Origin of the sequence: Sphingomonas sp. HMP6 (assembly GCF_013374095.1) — a bacterium.
Classification (GTDB): Bacteria; Pseudomonadota; Alphaproteobacteria; order Sphingomonadales; family Sphingomonadaceae; genus Sphingomonas.
Window position 1 is genome coordinate 3,510,714 of record NZ_AP022672.1, and the last position, 20,869, is coordinate 3,531,582.

The following is a 20,869-nucleotide window of genomic DNA, read 5'->3' on the forward strand; positions in this document are numbered from 1 at the left end:
ATTCGAGCGGATTATTCGGGCGGGCGGATCGCAATCGAGCGGACGATGTGGGTGGTCTGACCGTCCTCGCGGATCGCGACGCCCTCGCTGCGCGGATCGGCGGCACCGACCCATTGGCCTTTCACGCGCTCGATCGCATTGGCTTTCAGTCCAAGCGGCGCGCTGACGATCTGCTCGCCGAGCGCTTGCAAGGTGGGGACCATCGCATCGAGCTGCGTGCCCTTTTCGGCGATGGCATTGCGTTTCGGCGCGTAAAGCAGGCCGAGCCCGATCGCGTCCTGCGCCGAAAGCTTCCAGTCGAGCACGCCGACCAGCGCCTTGGCGATCTGCGCGATGATCGTCGATCCGCCGGCCGCGCCGAGCGCGATGCGGACCTTGCCGTCGGGGCCATAGACGATCGTCGGCGCCATCGAACTGCGCGGTCGCTTGCCGCCCTGCACGCGGTTGGCGACGAGATAGCCGTCCTTGGCGGGGACGAAATCGAAATCGGTGAGCTGATTATTGAGCATCGTGCCCTCAACCGACAGCCCCGACCCGAACGAGCTTTCGATCGTCGTGGTGACTTCGGCGACATTGCCGCGTCGGTCCACCGCGACAAGATCGGTCGTGCCGGGCAGATCTGCATTGGGGGCGGCAGTGCGCGGTGGCGCCCCGGGGGGCGTACCGGGGGCAACCGCGGTGATGCTGCGCTCAGTCGAAATCAGCGCCGAGCGGGAGGCGATATAGGCCGGGTCGAGCAACCCCTTGACCGGCACCGTCACATGGTCGGGGTCGCCGAGGTACAGGTCGCGGTCGGCGTAGGCGAGCCGCGAGGATTCGGCGAAGAGGTGCCATGCTACCGGCGAATCCTTGCCCAGCGCCGCCATGTCGAAGCGTTCGAGCTGTTTCAGGATCATCAGCACCGCGATCCCGCCCGACGACGGCGGGCCCATGCCACAAATCCTGTAGACACGGTACGTGCCGCACACCGGCGCACGTTCCTTGGCGCGATAGCCGGCAAGGTCGGCTAGCGTCATCTTGGACGGGTTCTTGCTCGCATCATTGACCGTCGCGACGATCTTCGCGGCGACCGGGCCGGTGTAGAAGGCGTTCGGGCCCTTGGTGGCAATCGCGGTGAAGAGGGCAGCCTGCTCGGGATTTTTCAGGATCGTGCCGGTCGCGACCGCTTTGCCATCCGGCCCGAAAAAATGCGCCTTCGCCCACGGGTCGATATGCCGACCGTAATTGCCGATCCCGCCGTGCAGCCGCGGGCTGACCGCGAAGCCATCGCGCGCGAGCTTGATCGCCGGGCCGAACAACGTCGCCCAGGGCAGCTTGCCATAACGCTGATGCGCCAGTGCCATCATCCGGATGTTGCCGGGGACCCCGACGCTCCGCCCCCCCGGAATCGCGGTGAAGACCGGCAGTGGTTTCCCGTCCGCGCCGTAGAACCATTTCTCGTCAGCCGCGGCGGGGGCTTGCTCGCGCCCGTCGAAGCTGGCGAGTTTGCCCGTGGTCGCATCGTGATAGACCATGAAACTGCCGCCGCCGATGCCGCTGCTTTGCGGCTCGACCACGTTGAGCGCGAGCATCGTCGCGATCGCGGCGTCGGTCGCGCTGCCGCCCTTGCGCAGGATGTCGACGCCGGCCGCCGCCGCGCGCGGATCGGCGGCACTGATCATGCCGAGGCTGGTGGTGGCCTTGGGCGGGGTGCGCTTCGCCTCGGCGACGGTAGGGGCGAGGACCAGAAGGGCGAGAGCGGCGAACGAGATTTTCATAGGGCGACCGTAACGCTCTTAGCCGGAGAGGCAAACCCTCCGCGAAGCGAAGGGCGGTTAAGCGCTTTGCGAAGCGGTGCCCACGGCTTCAGCGACAGTCGCGAAGCCGTCGCGGTGCAGGTTTTCCGCAAGGCCGCGCACAATACGGCGGGCGAGGCCGGGGCCGTGGTACACAAGCGCTGTGTAGAGTTGCACCAGGCTCGCACCGGCGCGAATGCGGGCATAGGCTTCGTCGGCGCTGTCGATGCCGCCGACCGAGATCAATGGCATCGTTCCCCCGGTCGCCTGGCGGAAATCGGTCAGGCGCTGGCGTGCGAGGATGGCGAGCGGTGCGCCGGACAGGCCGCCCGTTTCGCTCGCGTGGGAGGAGCGCAGCGACGGGCGCGAAATGGTCGTGTTGCTGACGATCAGCGCGTCGATATGATGCTCGGTTGCGGCGCGTGCGATCGCGTCGATCGCCACCGCGTCGAGATCGGGCGCGACCTTCAGGAACAGGCGCGGACGCTCGATCGGCGCGCGTCGTGCGGCGTCGCAGGCGGCGAGCAGGTCGGTAAGCTCCGATCCATGCTGCAAATCGCGCAAGCCCGGCGTGTTGGGGGAACTGATGTTGACGGTGATGTAGTCCGCGACCGCCGCCGCCGCCGAGACACCGTGGACATAATCGGCGATGCGGTCGGCGGCATCCTTGTTCGCGCCGACATTGATGCCGAGGACGCCGCGCCGCTTCGCTGCCGATGCGCGCGGCAACGCAGCGGCAAGGCCGCCGTTGTTGAAGCCCATGCGGTTGATGACCGCCGCATCCTCGACCAGCCGGAACAACCGCGGCTTCGGGTTGCCCGGCTGGGGCAGGGGCGTGAGCGTGCCGATCTCGACGCTGCCAAACCCGAATCCGAAGAATCCGTCGATCGCACGGCCATCCTTGTCGACCCCCGCCGCCAGCCCGACCGGATTGAGAAAGTCGAGGCCCGCGACCGTCGTGCGCAAACTTGCGGGGGCGTTGCCGCGCGAAAATCGCGGTGCCGCCGCGAGCATCTGGATCGTGAGCGTATGCGCACGCTCCGCTTCGATCGCGAACAGGGCCGGGCGGAGGAGCGAGAACAGCATCGCCCGCGCTGATGGCATCGGTGCGCGGCAAGGTCAAAGGTCGTTCGCTCTCACCGCTCCGGCGCACCGGCGCACCGGCGATGTTTCGCCGTTCCGTGGCGACTTCGTACAATACGCGGGCGTGGGATGGTGGTTGAACGGGGTTGCGACCCAAGGGGCCGCCGCAAGGTGCCCCTTTCCTCCGGCCCGGTCAGCACGTCTGACCGGGCCTTTTTTTTGCTTTCATCGCGACCCCGGCGCGCGCGGCAGGGCTTGACCCGACTCGTTGGGAAGCCCATTTGCAATCGGAGCAATTCGTTCCGATTGGATTTCATGCGTCTTTCCAGCCTTGCCGACTATGCCGTCGTGATGATGTCCGCCGCTGCGCGGCATTGCGGTGGCGTGGCCAGGCTGAATGCAACGACGCTGGCGGAGGAAACCGGTCTGCCGCTCCCCACGGTGCAGAAGCTGGTCAGCCGCTTGTCGGCCGGTGGCTTGATCGAAAGCACGCGCGGCACCGGCGGCGGCTTTCGCCTGTCGCGCCCGGCCGCCGCGATCTCGCTCGCGGACATCATCGAAGCGGTCGAAGGGCCGATCGCGCTCACCACCTGCGTCGACGAAGGCCGCCACGATTGCGCGCTCGAGGGCGACTGCCGGGTGAAGCCGCATTGGAACGTTGTGAATGGCGCGGTGCGCGGTGCGCTCGACGGCGTTTCGCTCGCCAGCCTGTCTAGGATCCCTGCATAATGGCCACCAAGAACGCCGAAGCCTATGAGGCCGCGAACAAGTCGTATGAATGGGGCTTCCATTCGAACATCGAACAGGAGTTTGCTCCAAAAGGGCTGAGCGAAGACACCGTCCGCTTCATCTCCGCCAAAAAGGGCGAGCCGGAATGGATGCTCGACTGGCGGCTGAAGGCGTATCGGCTGTGGCTGACGATGGAGACGCCCGATTGGGCCAAGCTCCAGATGGACCCGATCGATTATCAGGACGCCTATTATTACGCCGAGCCCAAGGCCAAGCCGAAGCTTGGTTCGCTCGACGAGGTCGATCCCGAAATCCTGCGTGTGTACGAAAAGCTCGGCATCCCGATCGCCGAGCAGAAGATGCTGGCGGGCGTCGAAGAGCTGAACGAAGACGGCACCCCCAAGCGCCGCGTCGCGGTGGATGCGGTGTTTGACAGCGTCTCGGTCGCCACCACCTTTCGCGCCGAACTCGAACGCGCGGGCGTCATTTTCCGCAGCATCAGCGAGGCGATCAAGGAATATCCCGATCTCGTCCGCAAATGGCTCGGCAAGGTCGTGCCGCAGCATGACAATTACTTCGCAGCACTCAATTGCGCGGTCTTCAGCGACGGGACCTTCGTCTACATTCCGGAGGGCGTGCGCTGCCCGATGGATTTGAGCACCTATTTCCGCATCAACGCCGAGAATACCGGACAGTTCGAACGCACGCTGATCGTCGCCGACAAGGGGTCGTACGTGTCGTACCTCGAAGGCTGCACCGCGCCGATGCGCGACGAGAACCAGCTCCACGCCGCCGTGGTCGAACTGGTCGCTTTGGACGATGCCGAGATCAAATATTCGACCGTGCAGAATTGGTATCCGGGCGACGAGAACGGCAAGGGCGGGATCTACAATTTCGTTACCAAGCGCGCGCTCTGCCAGGGCAAGAACTCCAAGGTTTCCTGGACGCAAGTCGAAACCGGCAGCGCGATCACCTGGAAATATCCGTCCTGCATCCTCAACGGCGAGAACAGCGTCGGCGAATTCTATTCGGTCGCGGTCACCAACAACCGCCAGCAAGCCGACACCGGCACCAAGATGATCCACAACGGCAAGGGGTCCCGGTCGACGATCGTGTCGAAGGGGATTTCGGCCGGGCGCAGCGACAACACCTATCGCGGCCTCGTGCGCGTCGCGCCGGGTGCGGAGGGCGTGCGCAACTTCACGCAGTGCGATTCGCTGCTGCTCGGCGACCAGTGCGGCGCGCATACCGTGCCCTATATCGAGGTGCGCAACCCGTCGGCGCAGATCGAGCATGAGGCGACCACCTCTAAGATTAGCGACGATCAGATGTTCTACGCCATGCAGCGCGGGCTCGATTCGGAGAGCGCGGTGGCGCTGATCGTCAACGGTTTTGCCAAGGAAGTGCTGCAGCAACTCCCGATGGAATTCGCGGTCGAGGCGCAGAAGTTGCTGGGGATCAGCCTCGAGGGGTCGGTCGGTTGATCGCAGCCCTTGCCCTGATCGCGATGCCGACGTCGGAAGCGATGGATTTCGAGGGCCCAGTCGCGTCGATCGCCAAGTGTGACCGCACGGCGGTGACCAACACGGTCGCGGCGGCAACCACGCGGCACAGCGATTTCCTGCTGGCCTCCTATCAGGAACAGCGCGCGATTGCGGTGGCGCGCGTCGAACTCGCCGAGCGGCGGCGCGTGTTGCATGCGAAGGAAGCCAAGGTCGATACCGAGCAGGGCCTGACGCTCGTCGCCGAAAGCCTCGACGACCGCGCCCAGGCCCTCGCCGACCAGCGCGCGCTCGATCAGGCCGAGCAGGACATGATGGCCTATTTCCGCACGCAATATCTGCGGCAATGCTCGGGGAAGGCGTCGTGAGGATGGCCGTCGCCAGCCTCCGTCATGCCGGACTTGTTCCGGCATCCACGGAGCCGCAAGCACTATCGCTCGTGGCGCGGTGGACCCCGGCACAAGGCCGGGGTGACGCAGCCGAGGCGCAGAAGTTGGTGGGGATTTCGCTTGAGGGGAGCGTGGGGTGAGCGTCACTGAGGTTCAACGTCCCCTTCTCCGCGAAGCGTACGAGCTTGTCATCGATCGTTGGCCTGACATTATCGAACCGGGTGCGAAGACCTTCCATCTTGATAATGGCTGCAACATGCGGCGACTGAACGAGATACATTATCCGATTGAGCGCTGGTTCGTTGGCGCGGATTTTCCGGCCGAAATCGACGCCATCATTGGTTCGGTCGAACACTACGTTTTTACAGGCATCCATGGCGCACTGCGGAACCTAACGGCGCTTCGTAAAGCTGATTTAGACTTCGAGGCCTTTGTGTCGAGGTTTGACGGGCATCCAAATTTTAAAGTGGTATCAAATGCTGAAGATTGAAAACCTCCACGCCGAAATCGACGGCAAGGAAATCCTCAAGGGCCTTTCGCTCACCGTCAACGCGGGCGAGGTGCATGCGATCATGGGGCCGAACGGCGCTGGCAAGTCGACGCTGGGCTATGTGCTTGGCGGGCGCCCCGGGTATGAGGTTACCGCCGGTAGCGTAACTTTTGGGACTTTAGACCTGCTCGAAATGGCCCCGCACGAACGTGCCGCCGCTGGCCTGTTCCTCGGCTTCCAATACCCGGTCGAAATCCCCGGCGTCTCCAACGTGCAGTTTCTGCGCGAATCGCTCAACGCACAGCGCCGCCACCGCGACGAGAAGCCGCTGTCGGGCGCGGAGTTCCTCAAACTCGCGCGCGCGCAGGCCGATGCGTTGAGCATGGACCAGGAAATGCTCAAGCGTCCGGTAAACGTCGGCTTTTCGGGCGGCGAGAAGAAGCGCAACGAGATGGTGCAGATGGGCATCATCGACCCGAGCCTGGCGATCCTTGATGAAACCGATTCCGGTCTCGACATCGATGCGCTCCGCGTCGTCGGCGACGGCATCAACCGCATCATGCGCAAGCCCGACAAGGCGGTGATCCTGATCACCCACTATCAGCGGCTGCTCGATTACGTCGCGCCCGATTTCGTGCATGTGCTGGCCGGCGGCCGGATCGTCCGCTCGGGCGGGCCGGAGCTTGCGCTGGAGCTTGAGCGCGAAGGCTATGCCGGGGTGGCGGCGTGAGTTTTGCCGTCCCGACGCGGCGCGATGAAGCGTGGCGCTACTCCGATCTGGAGGCGGTCGCCTCGGTCTGGCCGGTGCCGGCGGCCGAAGTGATCGAGGTCGCTGCCGGTGAATCCGTTGCGCGCGTCATAGTGCAGGATGCCGCCACCGACGCCGTGGCGATCCGCGATTACCGCGTGATCCTGCGCGAGGGTGCGTCCGCGACCTTCCACGTGCTCAACACCGGCGGGGAGCTCGGCCGCGTGACGATCGACGTGACGTGCCATGCGGGTTCGCATTTCGAGCTTGGCGCGGCGATGCTGGGCGGCGGTGAGCAGACGCTCGAGATCGTCACGACGCTCAACCATATCGAGCCGAACTCGACCTCCAATCAGGTCGTGCGCTCGGTGCTCGGCGGGCGCGCGACGGGGTCGTATCTCGGCAAGGTCGCGGTCGCGCGGCATGCGCAGAAGACTGATGCGTCGCAATCGGTGAAAGCGATGCTGCTCAGCCGCACCGCCACCGCCAATGCCAAGCCGGAGCTCGAAATCTTCGCCGATGACGTGAAGTGCGCGCACGGCGCGACGGTCGGCGAGCTGGATGCCAACGCCCTGTTCTACCTCGCCTCGCGCGGCATCGCGCCGGCCGAGGCCAAGGCGATGCTGCTGCGCGCGTTCATCGGATCGGTGTTCGAAGGGATTGCCGACGAAGCCGAGCGCGCGCGCGTCGAGGCGGCGGCGCAAGCGGCTTTGGAGCGGATGTTGTGAACCTGATGACGCAAACCCGTGCGCTCGACCACCTCGCCGATTTTCCGGCGATCCCGGCAGGCTGGGCGTATCTCGACACCGCGGCCACGGCGCAGAAGCCGCAAGTCGTGATCGACGCGATCACCCGCGCCTATGACACCAGCTACGCGACGGTGCACCGCGGCGTGTACCAACGCTCCGCCGACATGACGCTCGCTTATGAGGCAGCGCGGCGGACGGTTGCGGGCTTTATCGGCGCAGACACCGACGAGATCGTCTTCGTGCGCGGTGCGACCGAGGGGATCAATCTCGTCGCGCAATGCTGGGCGGGTGAGCAGCTCAAGCCGGGCGACCGCATTCTGTTGAGCCAGCTCGAGCATCACAGCAACATCGTGCCGTGGCAGATGGTGGCCGAGCGCGTTGGCGCGCAGATCGACGTCATCCCGCTGACGCCCGATCACCGGATCGATCTCGACGCGATGGCGGCGATGATCACGCCCGCTCACAAGCTCGTCGCGCTGGCGCATGTCTCGAATGTGCTTGGTTCGGTGCTCGATGCGCGCCGCGCCGCCGACATTGCGCATTCGGTCGGTGCCAAGATCCTGCTCGACGGCTGCCAGGCGGCGCCGCGCATGGCACTCGACATGGCGGCGCTTGATTGCGATTTCTACGTGCTATCGGGGCATAAACTCTACGGCCCGACTGGAATCGGCGTGCTGTGGGCGCGCGCCGAATTGCTCGACGCGATGCCGCCGTGGCAGGGCGGCGGCGCGATGATCGACAAGGTCAGCTTTGCGGGGACGACCTACGCTCCGCCGCCGGGCCGGTTCGAGGCTGGCACGCCGCATATCGTCGGCGCGCTCGGGCTCGCCGCCGGGATCGACTATGTCGAGCGCATCGGGCTGGATCGCATCCATGCGCATGAGACCGCGCTGGTTGAAATGACCCGCGCGGCGCTTTCGCGGATCAACTCCGTGACGCTCTATGGCCCTGAAGATTCTGCCGGAATCGTCAGTTTCAGCATCGCAGGGGTGCATCCGCACGACATCGGCACCATCTTGGATGAGGCACAGGTCGCGGTGCGCGCAGGGCATCACTGCGCGCAGCCCTTGATGGAATATCTCGGCGTCGATGCGACCGCGCGGGCGAGCTTCGGGGTCTATAACAGCGCCGCCGATGTGGATGCGCTGGTACGCGGCATTGAAAGAGTAACGAGGATTTTCGGATGAGCGACCGGATCGAAATCGAGGAAGTGAGCGCGGTCGAGCAGCCGCCGCGCGCGCGCGTCGAGGATTTGGCGGAGGCGCCCGAGCGCAAGCGCGACTATCTGGAAGGGTTCCTGACGCAAAAGCCCGCCGCTGCCCCTGCGGGCGAGCCGGGTGGCGAGCTTTACGAAGCTGTCGTCGCGGCGCTGAAGGAGATTTACGATCCCGAAATCCCGGTGAATATCTACGATCTCGGTCTCATCTACGGCGTCGATGTGACGACGGACGGCCATGCCGTCGTCACGATGACGTTGACCACACCGAATTGCCCGGTTGCAGAAACGATGCCGACCGAAGTCGAACTGCGCGTCGGCGCGGTGCCGGGGATTGGATCGTCCGAGGTCAATCTGGTGTGGGAACCCGCGTGGGACCCGGCCAAGATGACCGACGACGCCAAATTGGAGCTGGGAATGCTATGAGCGACCTGAAAACCCGCACCCGCCCGGCCGCGCTCCTCCTCACGTCCTCGGCGGAGGCGCGGATTGCCGATCTGATGGCGAAGGCCCCCGCCGACGCGATCGGCGTCAAGCTCTCGACGCCGCGGCGCGGCTGCTCGGGCCTGGCTTACTCGGTCGATTATGTGAGCGAAGCCAAACCCTTCGACGAACGCATCGATACCCCCGGCGGCACGCTGTTCGTCGATGGCGGATCCATCCTCTATCTCATCGGCAGCACGATGAACTGGGTCGAGGATGATTTCGCGGCGGGCTTTGTTTTCGTCAACCCTAATGCCAAGGGGGAATGCGGGTGCGGCGAGAGCTTCACGGTCTGATTGAGGATGTAGGGACATGGCGGGACTTTGGTTCGACGAATTGACGGTCGGACAGACCTTCGACCATGCGATCCGCCGGACGGTGACCGAGACCGACAATCTGCTCTTCTCGACGCTGACGCATAATCCGGCGGCGCTGCACCTCGATGCCGACGCGATGAAGGACAGCGATTATGGCCGGATCATCGTCAATTCAACTTTCACTCTGGGTTTGATGGTCGGCGTGTCTGTCGGTGACACGACGCTGGGCACCGCGATCGCCAATCTGGGCTGGGACGAGGTGCGCTTTCCCGCGCCCGTGTTTATCGGTGATACGCTGCACATCCAGACCGAAGTCGCCGATCTGCGCGAGTCCAAATCGCGGCCCAATGCTGGAATCGTCACGTTCGTCCACCGCGCCTATAATCAGCGCGGCGAACTGGTCGCCACGTGCAAGCGCAGCGGGCTGCAGCGGAAGAAGCCGGCCTGAGCCGGCCGCGATCCTAGCGGTTCGTCCCTGAAGGCCGCGCGGGAACGCAGGGCACGGTCGCGATTGATGCCTTCGCCACTGCGAGATCGATCTGCGCCTGACAGCGCGGCAGCAGCAGATGCCGGATCATCTCAAGATCGTTTTGCAGCACGACCGGGTCGGCCTCGTCTGCCGATCGCAACGCCTGTTTGAGCCAATCGCTCATCTGCGGGTGCTCGAGCACCCACGTGATCCTGTCCTCCGCCGCCGCGAGCAGGAGCTCGGGTTCCGGTCGAAGGTCCACCACTTGACGGCTCGTCTTCATGCCTGGACCGCCGGATGCCGCGTCGGAGCGGCGACCGGCTCCTCGGCGGCGACCGGTTCCCACGCCAGACCCCCGCAATATCGCCACGCCATCTGTCCAGCCGCGTCGAGCGCAAAAAGATGGAGCCAGCGATTGTCGAACAGCGCGCGCACGCCCGGATGCCGCTCGAGGATCACGGACATCGCCTCGCGCGGAGCCTCGATACACACGCTCAGCCGCAGCGGTTCGTGCGCCAAACCCACGCCGTCATGCACCGATTGCCACGGTAGCCCCGCACGCAGCGTGCCGCCATTGCCCTCGACCACGCCGATTCCACCGACGACATTGTGTAACAGCTTGTTGCCGCCGCCGAACAGGTCGGGCGCGACGCTCGATCCGTAATATTGCAAGCTGATCCAACTCGCCACGACGACCGGCGCGGTCATGATCAGTTCGAGCACGCCAAAGCCCGCATCGTCGCGCCAGTTGTAATCGTGGAGGAAGGCCCGACCTTGCAGCGATTTGCCGACCGTGCGCGTGCGCGGCGCAGCGATGAACGCCTTGCACCCGGCGAGCGCCCATTCGGGGCGGGTTTCGGCCCAATCGCGGCTGCGTCTGGCGATGCTGCTTTCGGCCAGCGCCCGCGGCAAGCGCAGCGCCCGCTCGCCGCGCGTCAAGGCGCCGGCATCCGCCAGGAAACCGCGCGCGCGCACCACGGCAGCGCGGTGTTCGGGCGAGGGATGGTCCCCGGCGTAAATGAACACGGTGTCGGTGGTCGTGTCGTGGAGTGCGGCAAGGAACAGCGTGCCGGCCGGGATCACGATGTCCAGCGCGCGCAGCCCGTCGCGGATTGCCGGATCGTTGAGCAACCCGGCGAGCAGCCGGGCATTGACCTCGCCCGAATAGCCGCCACACGCGCCGCAGTGCAGGCCACTCGCATGCGGATTGTTGACCACGTTGGCGCCATGCCCGACTAGCAGCACCAGTGGCGCGAAATCGCGGGTGAGCGACATGGCGCGCAGGATCGACGCTGCCATGCCGACGCGCGTCTCCAGATCGAGTGGCGGTTCTGCCTGGGGCGCGGGGTCGTTGGGCACGGCGTTGGCATGCAGCGCGAACGCATCGCGCAGCAGCTTGGCGATATAGACCGGCCCGGCCGCCTCAACAAAGGCGAAGGAGGACACCGCCGCCAGCTTGAAGCGGCCCCACGCCCGCGTCGCGCGCGCCTTGTACCGCGCGATCGTGTCCGCGCCGACGTCCGCCGCATCGCCCGAACGTGAGGTAAGGCCGGGGTTGAGCAAAACCGGCAAGCGATGCTCGGCCACGTCGGAGGCAAAGCGACGATGCGACGCGGTCAGCCCGAAGAAGCCCGCAAACCCCAGAGTTTGCACGCCAGGATGCACCGTTTCGAGCGCCCGCCGATACACTTCGGATCGGACGTCGATGCAGAACGCCGCCTGCAGGATGACGGGCGTCGGGTCGGCGACGGGATGCGCCGCGGCCAGGGTCCGCCCGAGGTCGCGCTGCGCCGCGCGCTCGCACGCTTCCTGCAAGATAGCATCGACGATCTCATCCGCCGTGGGCGCGACCGGTTGCGCGTGCGCTGCGACGACGGCGTCCCATTGCGCACCGATCCGTGGCGCATAGTGATCGAACAGGGCTTCCTCCCACAACAGCCGGATCGACAGGAAATCCGTGATCGTGGCGTCGTCCGCCCCCGCGAGCTGCGCCTGCCAGCGTTTGTAGCGGGCATATTGCGCCCACCCGCCGAGCGTGATCAGCAGGCTGTGGAAATAGGTTTGCGCCGCCGCTTGCGGCAAACCCAACTGCGCCGCGGTCCGCGTCATCGCATCGCTCGCGGTTTCGGGCGCTTCGGCGACGAAGCTTGCAAAGTCGGACAGACCGGCAATTTCCGGGGTCAGATCATGCGTCGCGACCGCCTGCCAAGCGGCATAGGCGCTGCGTCCCTTGGGTGCCGCCCACAGCGCCTGACCCTCGTCGAAATAGGCCGCCGCCCAAGCGCCGAAGCGCTCGGCGATGATGCCGGGCCAGTCGATTCCCGATGCCTCTGCCGCCAGGTCGGCAATCGTCGGCACTGCCTTGATCGGCGCGGACGGCTGATTGGCCGCGGCCTTGAGCGCGGCGACGGAGCCGGGCCGGTGCGAGCCAGTTGCGCCCGACAGCGCGGCCACCAGATCGTCATCGCTCACCGTGCCGTCTGCGATGCGGGCGCTGTACCAACCGCGCGGCATCGTGACGGGGGCGCCCGCCACACGCGCCAAGAGCGCGGCGGTCTGCGCAAGCGTCTGTTCGGTCTGCCCGAAATAGGGGTTTACGGCGACGCTCGACGCTAGCGGCCAGACGGGGGGGATGGCACATGCGGCGGCTTCGGCGGCCGTTGACAGCGCAACGGGGTCGGCGGGCTGCGGCCCGAACTGGCTCGGCATCGGAATCATCTCCTTGCGCGTCGCGCGCCGTGGACGCAGCGCCCAGCCGCCGAGCAAGCGGTCGAACAGGGCGTTGGCGTAAAGACCGTTGGACAAATGGACCCGCAGGCCGGCAGCTGCAGGGTGATACGCCCAGAGCGGGAACATCGCCTGCGCGACGGCCACTATAGCGAAACTCAGCACCGCGAGCACGATCAGCGCCCATTCGAGCGGCCCCGGCATCGGGGTCGCGGGCAGCGTGTCGGCGGTGAGCCATTGCGCAAGGCCGTGCAGCGCGAAATAGCCGACCGACGCCGCCACGGCGTAGACCGCCACGCGGCGCGTCAGCGCGCGTGGGGCGGCATCGGCAAACCCTTGCGCGAAGAGATAGGCGATCCCGAAGATCAGGATCGCGCCGAGCGCGATGCCTTCCGGCGATTGCTGGTGAAACCCGAACCCAGCGCCGATCGCGCCATAGATGCCGAGCGCGACGAGAAAAGCCCGGCCGACCGCTCTCGCATCGGGGATCGCCACCGGCCCCGGTCGCCGCGCCAGCGCGATCCGCTCGACCGCGCCGCCCGAGGCAAGGAACGAGTGCGCCTTATAGAGCGAGTGCGCGACGATATGCAGCAGCGCGAGCGGGAACAGCGCCAGCCCACACTGCATGATCATGAAGCCCATTTGCGCGACCGTCGACCAGGCCAGCGAGGTCTTCACTGCCGGTTGCGTCAGCATCACCAACCCGCCGAACAAAGCCGTGAACCCGCCGATCATCACCAGCACCGCCAGCACGCCGGGGGCCAGCAGCATCACGTCGGCGAAGCGGATCAGAATGAACCCCCCGGCATTGATGACGCCCGCGTGCAGCAGCGCCGAAACCGGGGTCGGCGCTTCCATCACTTCGGTCAGCCAGCCGTGCAGCGGAAATTGCGCCGATTTCAGCAGCGCCGCGATCGCCAGCAGCCCGGCCGCGGCGACCGCCTGGGTGCCGCCTTCACCGGCGCGCGCTGCGCTCAGGATCGCGGCGATGCCGGTGGTGTGATACGCAATCGCGAGCAGCACCGCCGCACCGACCAGCGCAACATCCGCCGCCCGCGCGGTCACGAACTTCTTGCGCGCCGCGCGCTGTGCCGCCACGCGATCGGGATAGAATATAAGCAGCCGGTGCAGCCCCATGCTCGTCGCGATCCAGGCCACGACCAGTTCGATCAAATCGCCCGACAGCACCAGCAGCAGCACCGCCGCCAGCGTCATGCACAGCCAGCCGGTGAAGGCCGCTTGGCGCGGTTCGCCGTCGAGATAGGTGGCCGAATAGCGCACCACGATCCACCCGACGAACGACACCAGCAAGGCGAGCGTCACGCTTACCGCATCGATGCGCGTGGCGAATCCGGCACCCGCCAGCCCGATCACGCGACTGTCGACCGGGCCGTGCCAGACCAGGACTACCGCCAAGATTCCGGCGACCAAAAGCGTCAGCAGCGCCGCCGCCTCCGCCAGCCGCGCGACACTGCCCGCGCTGCGGGGCGGCGCGACGAACGCGACGCCGGCGCTCAGCAGCAACGCGAGCGGCGCGGCAAAGGGCAGAAGATTGAACGGCATCGGCACTTCCCCGAGGCGCAGTATTGCGCATGGGAGCCGCCATTACGCTGCCGATTTGATCAGATATAATTCATTGTCTTTGCGATTTCGTTCTGTTTTATAGAACGATATGAAGACGCTGAATTTCAACCATCTGCGCTATTTCTGGGCGGTTGCGCATGAGGCGAGCCTGACGCGTGCGGCGGAACGGCTCAACCTGTCGCAATCGGCGCTGTCTGTGCAGATCCAGAAACTCGAACACCAGATCGGCCATGCGCTGTTCGACCGCGTCGGCAAGCGGCTGGTGCTGACCGAGGCTGGGCAGATTGCGCTCGATTATGCCGACACCGTGTTTCAGGCGGGCGATGAAATGCTGAGCACACTCGACGGCCGCCCGCTGGCGAATCGCCAGATCCTGCGCGTCGGCGCGCTCACCACGCTGTCGCGCAACTTCCAGCTCCAGTTTCTACGCCCACTGGTCGGGCGCGCCGATGTCGAGCTGATCGTGCGGTCGGGCACGATCCGCGATTTGCTGGCGCAACTCGAAGCGCACAGCATCGACGTCGTTTTGTCGAACAGCGCAGCGCAGCGCGATGCCCGTGCGTCATTCCGCAATCATCTGCTCGACCAGCAGCCGGTCAGTCTGGTTGGTCGCCCGCGCGCCGGTCAGCGCCCGTTTCGTTTCCCGGAAGATTTGCGGCACGAGCCGATCCTGCTGCCGAGCCTCGATAGTGATATCCGCGTCCGGTTCGATCATTTGCTCGATGTTGCCGGCATCAGGCCGATCATTCTGGCGGAGGTCGATGACATGGCAATGTTACGTCTGCTCGCGCGCGAACGGGAGGGCGTGACGCTGGTGCCGCCGATCGTCGTTTTCGACGAACTTGAAGCCGGGGTGCTGGTCGAGCATTGCCGCATTCCGCACCTGACCGAGAGCTTCTACGCGATCATCCAGAAGCGCCGTTTCCCGAACCGGCTCTTGGCCGAACTGCTCGAACGCTCGGCTGCAACCGAATCGCCGCTACGGAATGCTGGCGATCCCGCACCGCCTGCGGCGGAGTTGCCAATCGCCCGATATTGAGGCTCAATACCCTCAAAATAACAGAGGGGATGATTCGGGATGGTGGGAGCGTCAACGATCGCCGCGACAGTGACTCCCCAGCACAATCCCGTCCGTACCCGCAGCGATTGGGAGGCGATGCGCGCGGCCGTTCTGGCCGATCCCGGCGCGTTTCACGGCGAGATCGCGGCGCGGACGATGCATTGGTTCGTCGGCGATGTGGGTGCGGCGGGTGCTTGGCTGGCCCGCGGCGAAGACGGCCGTTGGTCGGGCTGGGATGCGGCGACCGGTGATGCGGTAACGCCCGATCTCCCCGCCGATTTCGCGCCGTGGACGCAAGCGTTCGACGGATCGGAGCCGCCGCATTGGCGCTGGTTCGTCGGCGGGCGCACCAATGCCTGTTTCAGCGAAGTTGATCGCCACGTGCTGAGCGGCCACGGCGACGAAACCGCGCTCATCTTTGAGGGCGACCGCTGGGACATGTCGGCGCTGGGCAGTCAGGGGGCGCCGGTCGATTGCTTTGGCGTCTCGCGTAAGCAATTGCTGCTGGAAACCGCGAAATGCGCGCTGGCGCTGGAGGCGCTGGGGCTGAAAGCGGGCGACCGCATCGCGCTCAACATGCCGAGCATCGTGCCACAGATTTACTGGACCGAGGCGGCGAAACGGCTCGGCATCGTCTATACCGCCGTATTCGGCGGGTTCAGCGACAAGACGCTGTCAGACCGCATCTGCGATGCCGGTGCGCGCGTCATCGTCACTTCGGATGGCAGCTATCGCAACGCGCAGGTCGCCGCGTTCAAGAACGCCTATACCGACCCGGCGCTCGACAATTATGTGCCCGTGGCGACCGCGCTCGCGATCCTGGCAGAGACCGATCTCGAACTGGCGCCCGCCGAAACCGAGACGATCCTCGCCACCGTCAGGGCGACGCTCGCGGGCGAAGTGTCGGTCGAGCGCTCGGACGTGATGCGCGGTGTGGGGCGGGCGCTCATCACGCTTGGCAGCGAAGGCCGCATCAGCAGTGCCGACGCCGCGCGCGTGCGGATCGCGATTGCCTCCAGCCTTGTCACGCTCCCGCCACGCGTCGAGACGGTGGTCGTCGTGCGGCACACCGCGCAACCCGACGTGATCTGGCGCGAGGAGCGCGACCGCTGGAGCCACGAACTGACCGATGCCGCGCTGGAAACGCTGCTGGCGAAGGCGCGCGAGGCGGGCTTTGCGGTGACGACACAGGCCGAGCTGCTGGCGCTGCCGGATGCGGATTTCGTGCGCGCGATCTGGGCCGCGTCCAAGCCGCTACCGGTCGATGCCGATTACCCGATGTTCTTCATCTATACCTCGGGCTCGACCGGAAAGCCGAAGGGCATCGTCCACGCGCACGGCTATGCCGCCGGGCTGGCCGAAACGATGGCGGTGGCATTCGATGCGCGGCCCGGCGACACATTGTTCGTCGTCGCCGATCCGGGCTGGATCACCGGACAAAGCTATTTGATCTGCGCGCCGCTGATGACGCGGGTGACCAGCGTCGTGTCGGAAGGGTCGCCGGTCTTCCCGCACGCCGGACGCTTCGCCTCGATGATCGAGCGGCACGGGGTCACCATCTTCAAGGCGGGCGTCACCTTCCTCAAATCGGTGATGTCGGACCCGTCGAACCTTGCCGAGCTCGAACGCTATGACATGGGGGCCTTGCGCGTCGCTACCTTCTGCGCCGAGCCGACCTCGCCATCGGTGCAGGCGTTCGGAATGCAGCATGTCGTCCCGCAATACATCAACAGCTATTGGGCTACCGAGCATGGCGGGATCGCCTGGACGCATTTTTACGGCAATCACGATTTTCCGTTGAAACCCGATGCCCACGCCTATCCGCTGCCGTGGATCGTCGGGGATGTGTGGGTCGAGGATGCCGATGCGAGCGGTGGCGACACCCCGTTCGCGCGCGACGGTGGCGAGGGCGTGCCGTGGCGTCGCGCCGAAATGGGCGAGAAAGGCGAGATCGTCATCGCCGCGCCCTATCCGTACCTCGCGCGCACGATCTGGGGCGATGTCGGCAATTTCCGCGTCGAAAATGGCAGCGTAGCGCCCGCATGGCGCGGAGATGCCGATCGCTGGATCGACGGCTATTGGAAGCGCTGGCGCGGCAGCTGGGCCTATACCCAAGGCGATTTCGCGATCGCGCATGACGATGGCTCTTTCTCGCTCCACGGGCGCAGCGACGATGTGATCAACGTCTCGGGCCACCGCATGGGGACCGAGGAGATCGAGGGCGCGGTGCTGCGCGACAAGGCGCTCGATCCGGATTCGCCGGTCGGCAACGTGCTCGTGATCGGCGCGCCGCACCGCGAGAAAGGGCTGACCCCGCTCGCCTTCGTCGTGCCGGTGGCGGGGCGCAAACTGACGCTCGACGACAAGCGCCGCCTGTTCGAACTGGTGCGCAGCGAGAAGGGTGCGGTCGCGGTGCCGGCCGATTTCATCGAAGTCTCGCAATTCCCCGAAACGCGCAGCGGCAAGTACATGCGCCGGATGGTCCGCGCTTTAGTCGAGGGCGGCGATGTCGGCGACGTGACGACACTGCGCAACCCCGAGGCGCTGACCGAGCTCAAGACTGCGATCGACGATTGGCAGCGCAAACAGCGCTTGAGCGAGGAGCAATCGCTGTTCGAGCGCAATCGCTACTTCCTCGTCCAGTACAATACCGTCGCTCCGGGCAAGCGCGTCGCGACCGTCACCGTCACCAACCCGCCCGTCAATGCGCTCAACGAACGCGCGATCGACGAGCTGGTGGTCGTGGTTGATCAGCTATCGCGCAAGGACGATGTCGTCGCGGTGGTGTTCACCGGACAGGGCACCGCCTCGTTCGTCGCGGGTGCCGACATCCGCCAGATGCTCGAGGAAATCCACACCTTCGACGAAGCGATGGTGCTCCCCAACAACGCGCAGCTCGCCTTTCGCAAGATCGAGACGATGGGCAAGCCGTGCATCGCCGCGGTGCAGGGCGTGGCGCTGGGCGGCGGGATGGAGTTCGCGCTTGCCTGCCATTACCGCATCGCCGAGCCGACCGCGCGTTTCGGGCAGCCGGAGATTCGGCTGCGGTTGTTGCCCGGCTATGGCGGCACGCAGCGGTTGCCGCGGCTGCTGGGCGACCGGGTCGCGTTTGGCGACGGCTTGATCGAAGCGCTCGAACTCATTCTCGGCGGGCGATCCATTGATGCCGAGGATGCTCTAGACATTGGCTTGATCGATTGTCGGGTCAGCGGAAGCAACGACGCTTTGAGCACGGCCCATGCGCTCGTCCGAGACTTCGTGCGGGAGGGCGCGGCAAGCACTCTGGGGAAGGCATTTGCCGAGCGTCGCGAGGCGGTCGAGCGGTGGGATCGTCCATCGCCGTTCAGCCTCGATCAGGCATTAAGCGAGGGCGATCATGTCCAACGGATATTGCGACAGCTCGAATGGTCAGGCCGTGCAGCGGCTGGCCGTCGTATTCTTGACGCCGTTCGCACCGGCCTCGAACACGGAATGTCCGCAGGTCTGGCGCGCGAGGCAGAGTTATTTGCCGAGGCCATTGTCGATCCTGAGGGTGGCAAGACAGGCATCCGCCAATTTATTGACAAGGTCAGCCCGCCGCTCCCCGTTCGCGCGAACGGCGTCTGGCTTGATGAGGAACATGAGCCGCGCGGCGGGGCACTCGAAGCGGCTGGAAAATTGCTCCCGGTCGGCGCGCCCTTCTACCCCGGCGTCACGGCTATCCCGGAATGGCAATACGCCTTCGGCATCGCCCGCAATGCCGAAACCGGTGCCCCGCGCTTCGGCCCGCCCGCCAGCCACGAGCGTGAGCTGATCGTCAAGGTGCCCGAGCCCGCGCCCAACGAGGCGCTGCTCTACATGCTGACCAGCGAGGTCAATTTCAACGACATCTGGGCGCTGACCGGCATTCCCGTGTCACCCTTCGACAGCCACGAGCAAGACGTCCAGATCACCGGCTCCGGCGGCATCGCTTTGGTGGCGGCTCTCGGCAGCGAGACGCGCGCCGAGGGGCGGGTGAAGGTCGGCGATCTCGTCACCGTCTATTCGGGCACCAACGATCTGCTCAGCCCGAATGTCGGCAACGATCCGATGTACGCCGATTTCTCGATTCAGGGTTACGAGACCGAAACCGGCAGCCACGCGCAATTCCTGACGGTGCAAGCGCCGCAAATGCACGCGATCCCGCCCGACCTGACTCTGGAGCAAGCGGGTAGTTACGTCCTCAACCTCGGCACGATCTCGCGCTGCCTGTTCACGACGCTGCAAATCGCGCCGGGGCGGACCTTGTTCGTCGAAGGCGCGGCGACCGGGACCGGGCTCGATGCACTACGCTCTTCGGTGCGGACCGGCCTGCAAGTGACCGGCCTCGTCTCTTCTCCCGAACGCGCCGCGTTCATCACGGAGCAGCAAGGCGCAGTCGGCGCGATCGATCGCAAGGACCCGCGCTTCGCCGACCTCTACACGATCGTGCCCGAAGACCCCGAAGCGGCGCGTGCATGGGAGGTGGCAGGCGCACCGCTGATCGCCGAGTATGAAGCGCTCAACGGCGGCAAGCGCGCGGATTATGTCGTCAGCCATGCCGGCGAAACCGCTTTCCCGCGCAGCTTCCAATTGCTGGCGGAGGGCGGCACGCTGGCGTTTTACGGCGCATCGTCGGGCTATCATTTCAGCTTCATGGGCAAACCCGGCACGGCCAGCCCCGAGGAAATGTTGCGCAAGGCGGCCCTGCGCGGTGGCGAGGCGGTGCTGATTTATTACGGCCCGCGCTCGTCCGCCTTGCTCGACGAAACCGGCCTCGAAATGATCGAGGCAGCGCGGCGCTTCAACGCGCGCAGCGTCGTCGCCACCACGACCGACGGCCAGCGCGAATTCCTGCAATCGCTTGGGCTGGAGGATGCGATCGAGGGGATCGTCAGCCTCGAATCGATCCGGCGGAAGGAGGGCGCCAATTTCCTCTGGCCCGACACCATGCCGCAACTGCCCGATGCCAAGGGCGATATCGAAGTCTTCAAGGCGGCAGTGCGCGATTATCAGGATCGCGTGATGAAGCCGTTCGGTTCGGCGATCGGCAAGATCCTGCGCTCGCCCGACAATCCGCGCGGCAGCCCCGATCTGGTGATCGAACGCGCTGCGCAGGATACGCTCGGCGTCTCCACCTCGCTGGTGAAGCCATTCACGGGCCGCGTGATCTTCGCCGAGGATCTGGCGGGCCAGCGCTTCACTTTCTACGCCCCGCAAGTGTGGACGCGGCAGCGCAAGATCCTGATGCCGACCGCGTCGATTCTCGGCACGCATTTGTGCAACGCATACGAAGTGTCGCGCATGAACGACATGATCGCGGCGGGGCTACTCGAAGTGACCGAACCGCACGTCGTGCCGTGGGATGGCTTGCCGGAGGCGCATCAGGCGATGTGGGAAAACCGCCATTCGGGCGCGACCTATGTCGTCAACCATGCGCTGCCCGAACTCGGCCTGCGCAGCCGCGATGCCTTGCTCGAGGCCTGGGCGGCGACGGAGGCGAATCCACCCGACGCATAATTCTGCCGGGGATGGCCAACCCCCGTTGCCG

16 protein-coding genes are annotated in these 20,869 nt (G+C 65.6%); 12 read left to right on the forward strand and 4 right to left on the reverse strand.

All coding sequences use genetic code 11. The features are described 5' to 3' along the window. Positions 1–11: 11 nt before the first annotated feature. Both ggt and HMP06_RS17210 read right to left on the reverse strand, forming a co-directional pair. A complete protein-coding gene (ggt, locus tag HMP06_RS17205; RefSeq protein WP_176498194.1) occupies positions 12–1,757 on the reverse strand; it encodes a gamma-glutamyltransferase in 1,746 nt (581 codons plus the stop codon). A 57-nt stretch (positions 1,758–1,814) separates the two neighbouring features. Beyond that, a complete protein-coding gene (locus tag HMP06_RS17210; RefSeq protein ID WP_176498195.1) occupies positions 1,815–2,861 on the reverse strand; it encodes a quinone-dependent dihydroorotate dehydrogenase in 1,047 nt (348 codons plus the stop codon). A 312-nt stretch (positions 2,862–3,173) separates the two neighbouring features. On the opposite strand from HMP06_RS17210, the gene HMP06_RS17215 reads away from it, so the two are divergent. From HMP06_RS17215 to HMP06_RS17260, 10 genes are all read left to right on the forward strand, one after another. Further along, positions 3,174–3,587 (forward strand): SUF system Fe-S cluster assembly regulator, encoded by a 414-nt coding sequence (locus HMP06_RS17215; protein WP_176498196.1) that lies wholly within the window; start codon positions 3,174–3,176, stop codon positions 3,585–3,587. Then, entirely contained in the window at positions 3,587–5,071 is a 1,485-nt protein-coding gene (gene sufB, locus HMP06_RS17220; protein WP_176498197.1) for a Fe-S cluster assembly protein SufB, read from the forward strand. Before HMP06_RS17215 ends, sufB begins: the two co-directional genes overlap by 1 nt. Next, positions 5,068–5,457 carry a hypothetical protein gene (locus tag HMP06_RS17225; protein WP_176498198.1) on the forward strand — a complete coding sequence of 130 codons (390 nt, stop codon included), beginning with the start codon at positions 5,068–5,070 and terminating at the stop codon, positions 5,455–5,457. Before sufB ends, HMP06_RS17225 begins: the two co-directional genes overlap by 4 nt. A gap of 157 nt (positions 5,458–5,614) precedes the next feature. Further along, entirely contained in the window at positions 5,615–5,968 is a 354-nt protein-coding gene (locus tag HMP06_RS17230; protein WP_176498199.1) for a hypothetical protein, read from the forward strand. Next, a complete protein-coding gene (gene sufC / locus HMP06_RS17235; RefSeq protein ID WP_176498200.1) occupies positions 5,955–6,698 on the forward strand; it encodes a Fe-S cluster assembly ATPase SufC in 744 nt (247 codons plus the stop codon). The genes HMP06_RS17230 and sufC overlap by 14 nt, the downstream gene beginning before the upstream one ends. After that, positions 6,695–7,444: a SufD family Fe-S cluster assembly protein gene (locus HMP06_RS17240; protein ID WP_176498201.1), complete on the forward strand. Its 750-nt coding sequence runs from the start codon at positions 6,695–6,697 to the stop codon at positions 7,442–7,444. Before sufC ends, HMP06_RS17240 begins: the two co-directional genes overlap by 4 nt. 5 nt (positions 7,445–7,449) lie before the next feature. Then, the gene (locus HMP06_RS17245) at positions 7,450–8,652 is read left to right on the forward strand and encodes an aminotransferase class V-fold PLP-dependent enzyme (protein ID WP_176498202.1); all 1,203 of its coding nucleotides are present in this window, start codon (positions 7,450–7,452) and stop codon (positions 8,650–8,652) included. Next, positions 8,649–9,107 (forward strand): SUF system Fe-S cluster assembly protein, encoded by a 459-nt coding sequence (locus HMP06_RS17250; protein WP_176498203.1) that lies wholly within the window; start codon positions 8,649–8,651, stop codon positions 9,105–9,107. Before HMP06_RS17245 ends, HMP06_RS17250 begins: the two co-directional genes overlap by 4 nt. After that, positions 9,104–9,460, forward strand: coding sequence for a HesB/IscA family protein (locus tag HMP06_RS17255; protein WP_176498204.1), 357 nt, complete (start codon positions 9,104–9,106; stop codon positions 9,458–9,460). The genes HMP06_RS17250 and HMP06_RS17255 overlap by 4 nt, the downstream gene beginning before the upstream one ends. Positions 9,461–9,476: 16 nt before the next feature. Further along, on the forward strand, positions 9,477–9,929 hold the full coding sequence (locus HMP06_RS17260; RefSeq protein ID WP_176498205.1) for a MaoC family dehydratase: 453 nt from the start codon (positions 9,477–9,479) through the stop codon (positions 9,927–9,929). A gap of 13 nt (positions 9,930–9,942) precedes the next feature. Here the strand turns inward: HMP06_RS17260 and HMP06_RS17265 are convergent, their stop codons facing one another. Both HMP06_RS17265 and HMP06_RS17955 read right to left on the reverse strand, forming a co-directional pair. After that, positions 9,943–10,233 carry a hypothetical protein gene (locus tag HMP06_RS17265; RefSeq protein ID WP_176498206.1) on the reverse strand — a complete coding sequence of 97 codons (291 nt, stop codon included), beginning with the start codon at positions 10,231–10,233 and terminating at the stop codon, positions 9,943–9,945. Further along, positions 10,230–14,240, reverse strand: coding sequence for a putative inorganic carbon transporter subunit DabA (locus HMP06_RS17955; protein ID WP_232089759.1), 4,011 nt, complete (start codon positions 14,238–14,240; stop codon positions 10,230–10,232). Before HMP06_RS17955 ends, HMP06_RS17265 begins: the two co-directional genes overlap by 4 nt. Positions 14,241–14,349: 109 nt before the next feature. Here HMP06_RS17955 and HMP06_RS17280 point away from each other — a divergent pair, with 109 nt between their 5' ends. Together HMP06_RS17280 and HMP06_RS17285 are read left to right on the forward strand one after the other, a co-directional pair. After that, on the forward strand, positions 14,350–15,300 hold the full coding sequence (locus HMP06_RS17280) for a LysR family transcriptional regulator (protein WP_176498207.1): 951 nt from the start codon (positions 14,350–14,352) through the stop codon (positions 15,298–15,300). Positions 15,301–15,339: 39 nt separating this feature from the next. Beyond that, a complete protein-coding gene (locus tag HMP06_RS17285; RefSeq protein WP_176498208.1) occupies positions 15,340–20,838 on the forward strand; it encodes an AMP-binding protein in 5,499 nt (1,832 codons plus the stop codon). Positions 20,839–20,869: the final 31 nt, after the last annotated feature.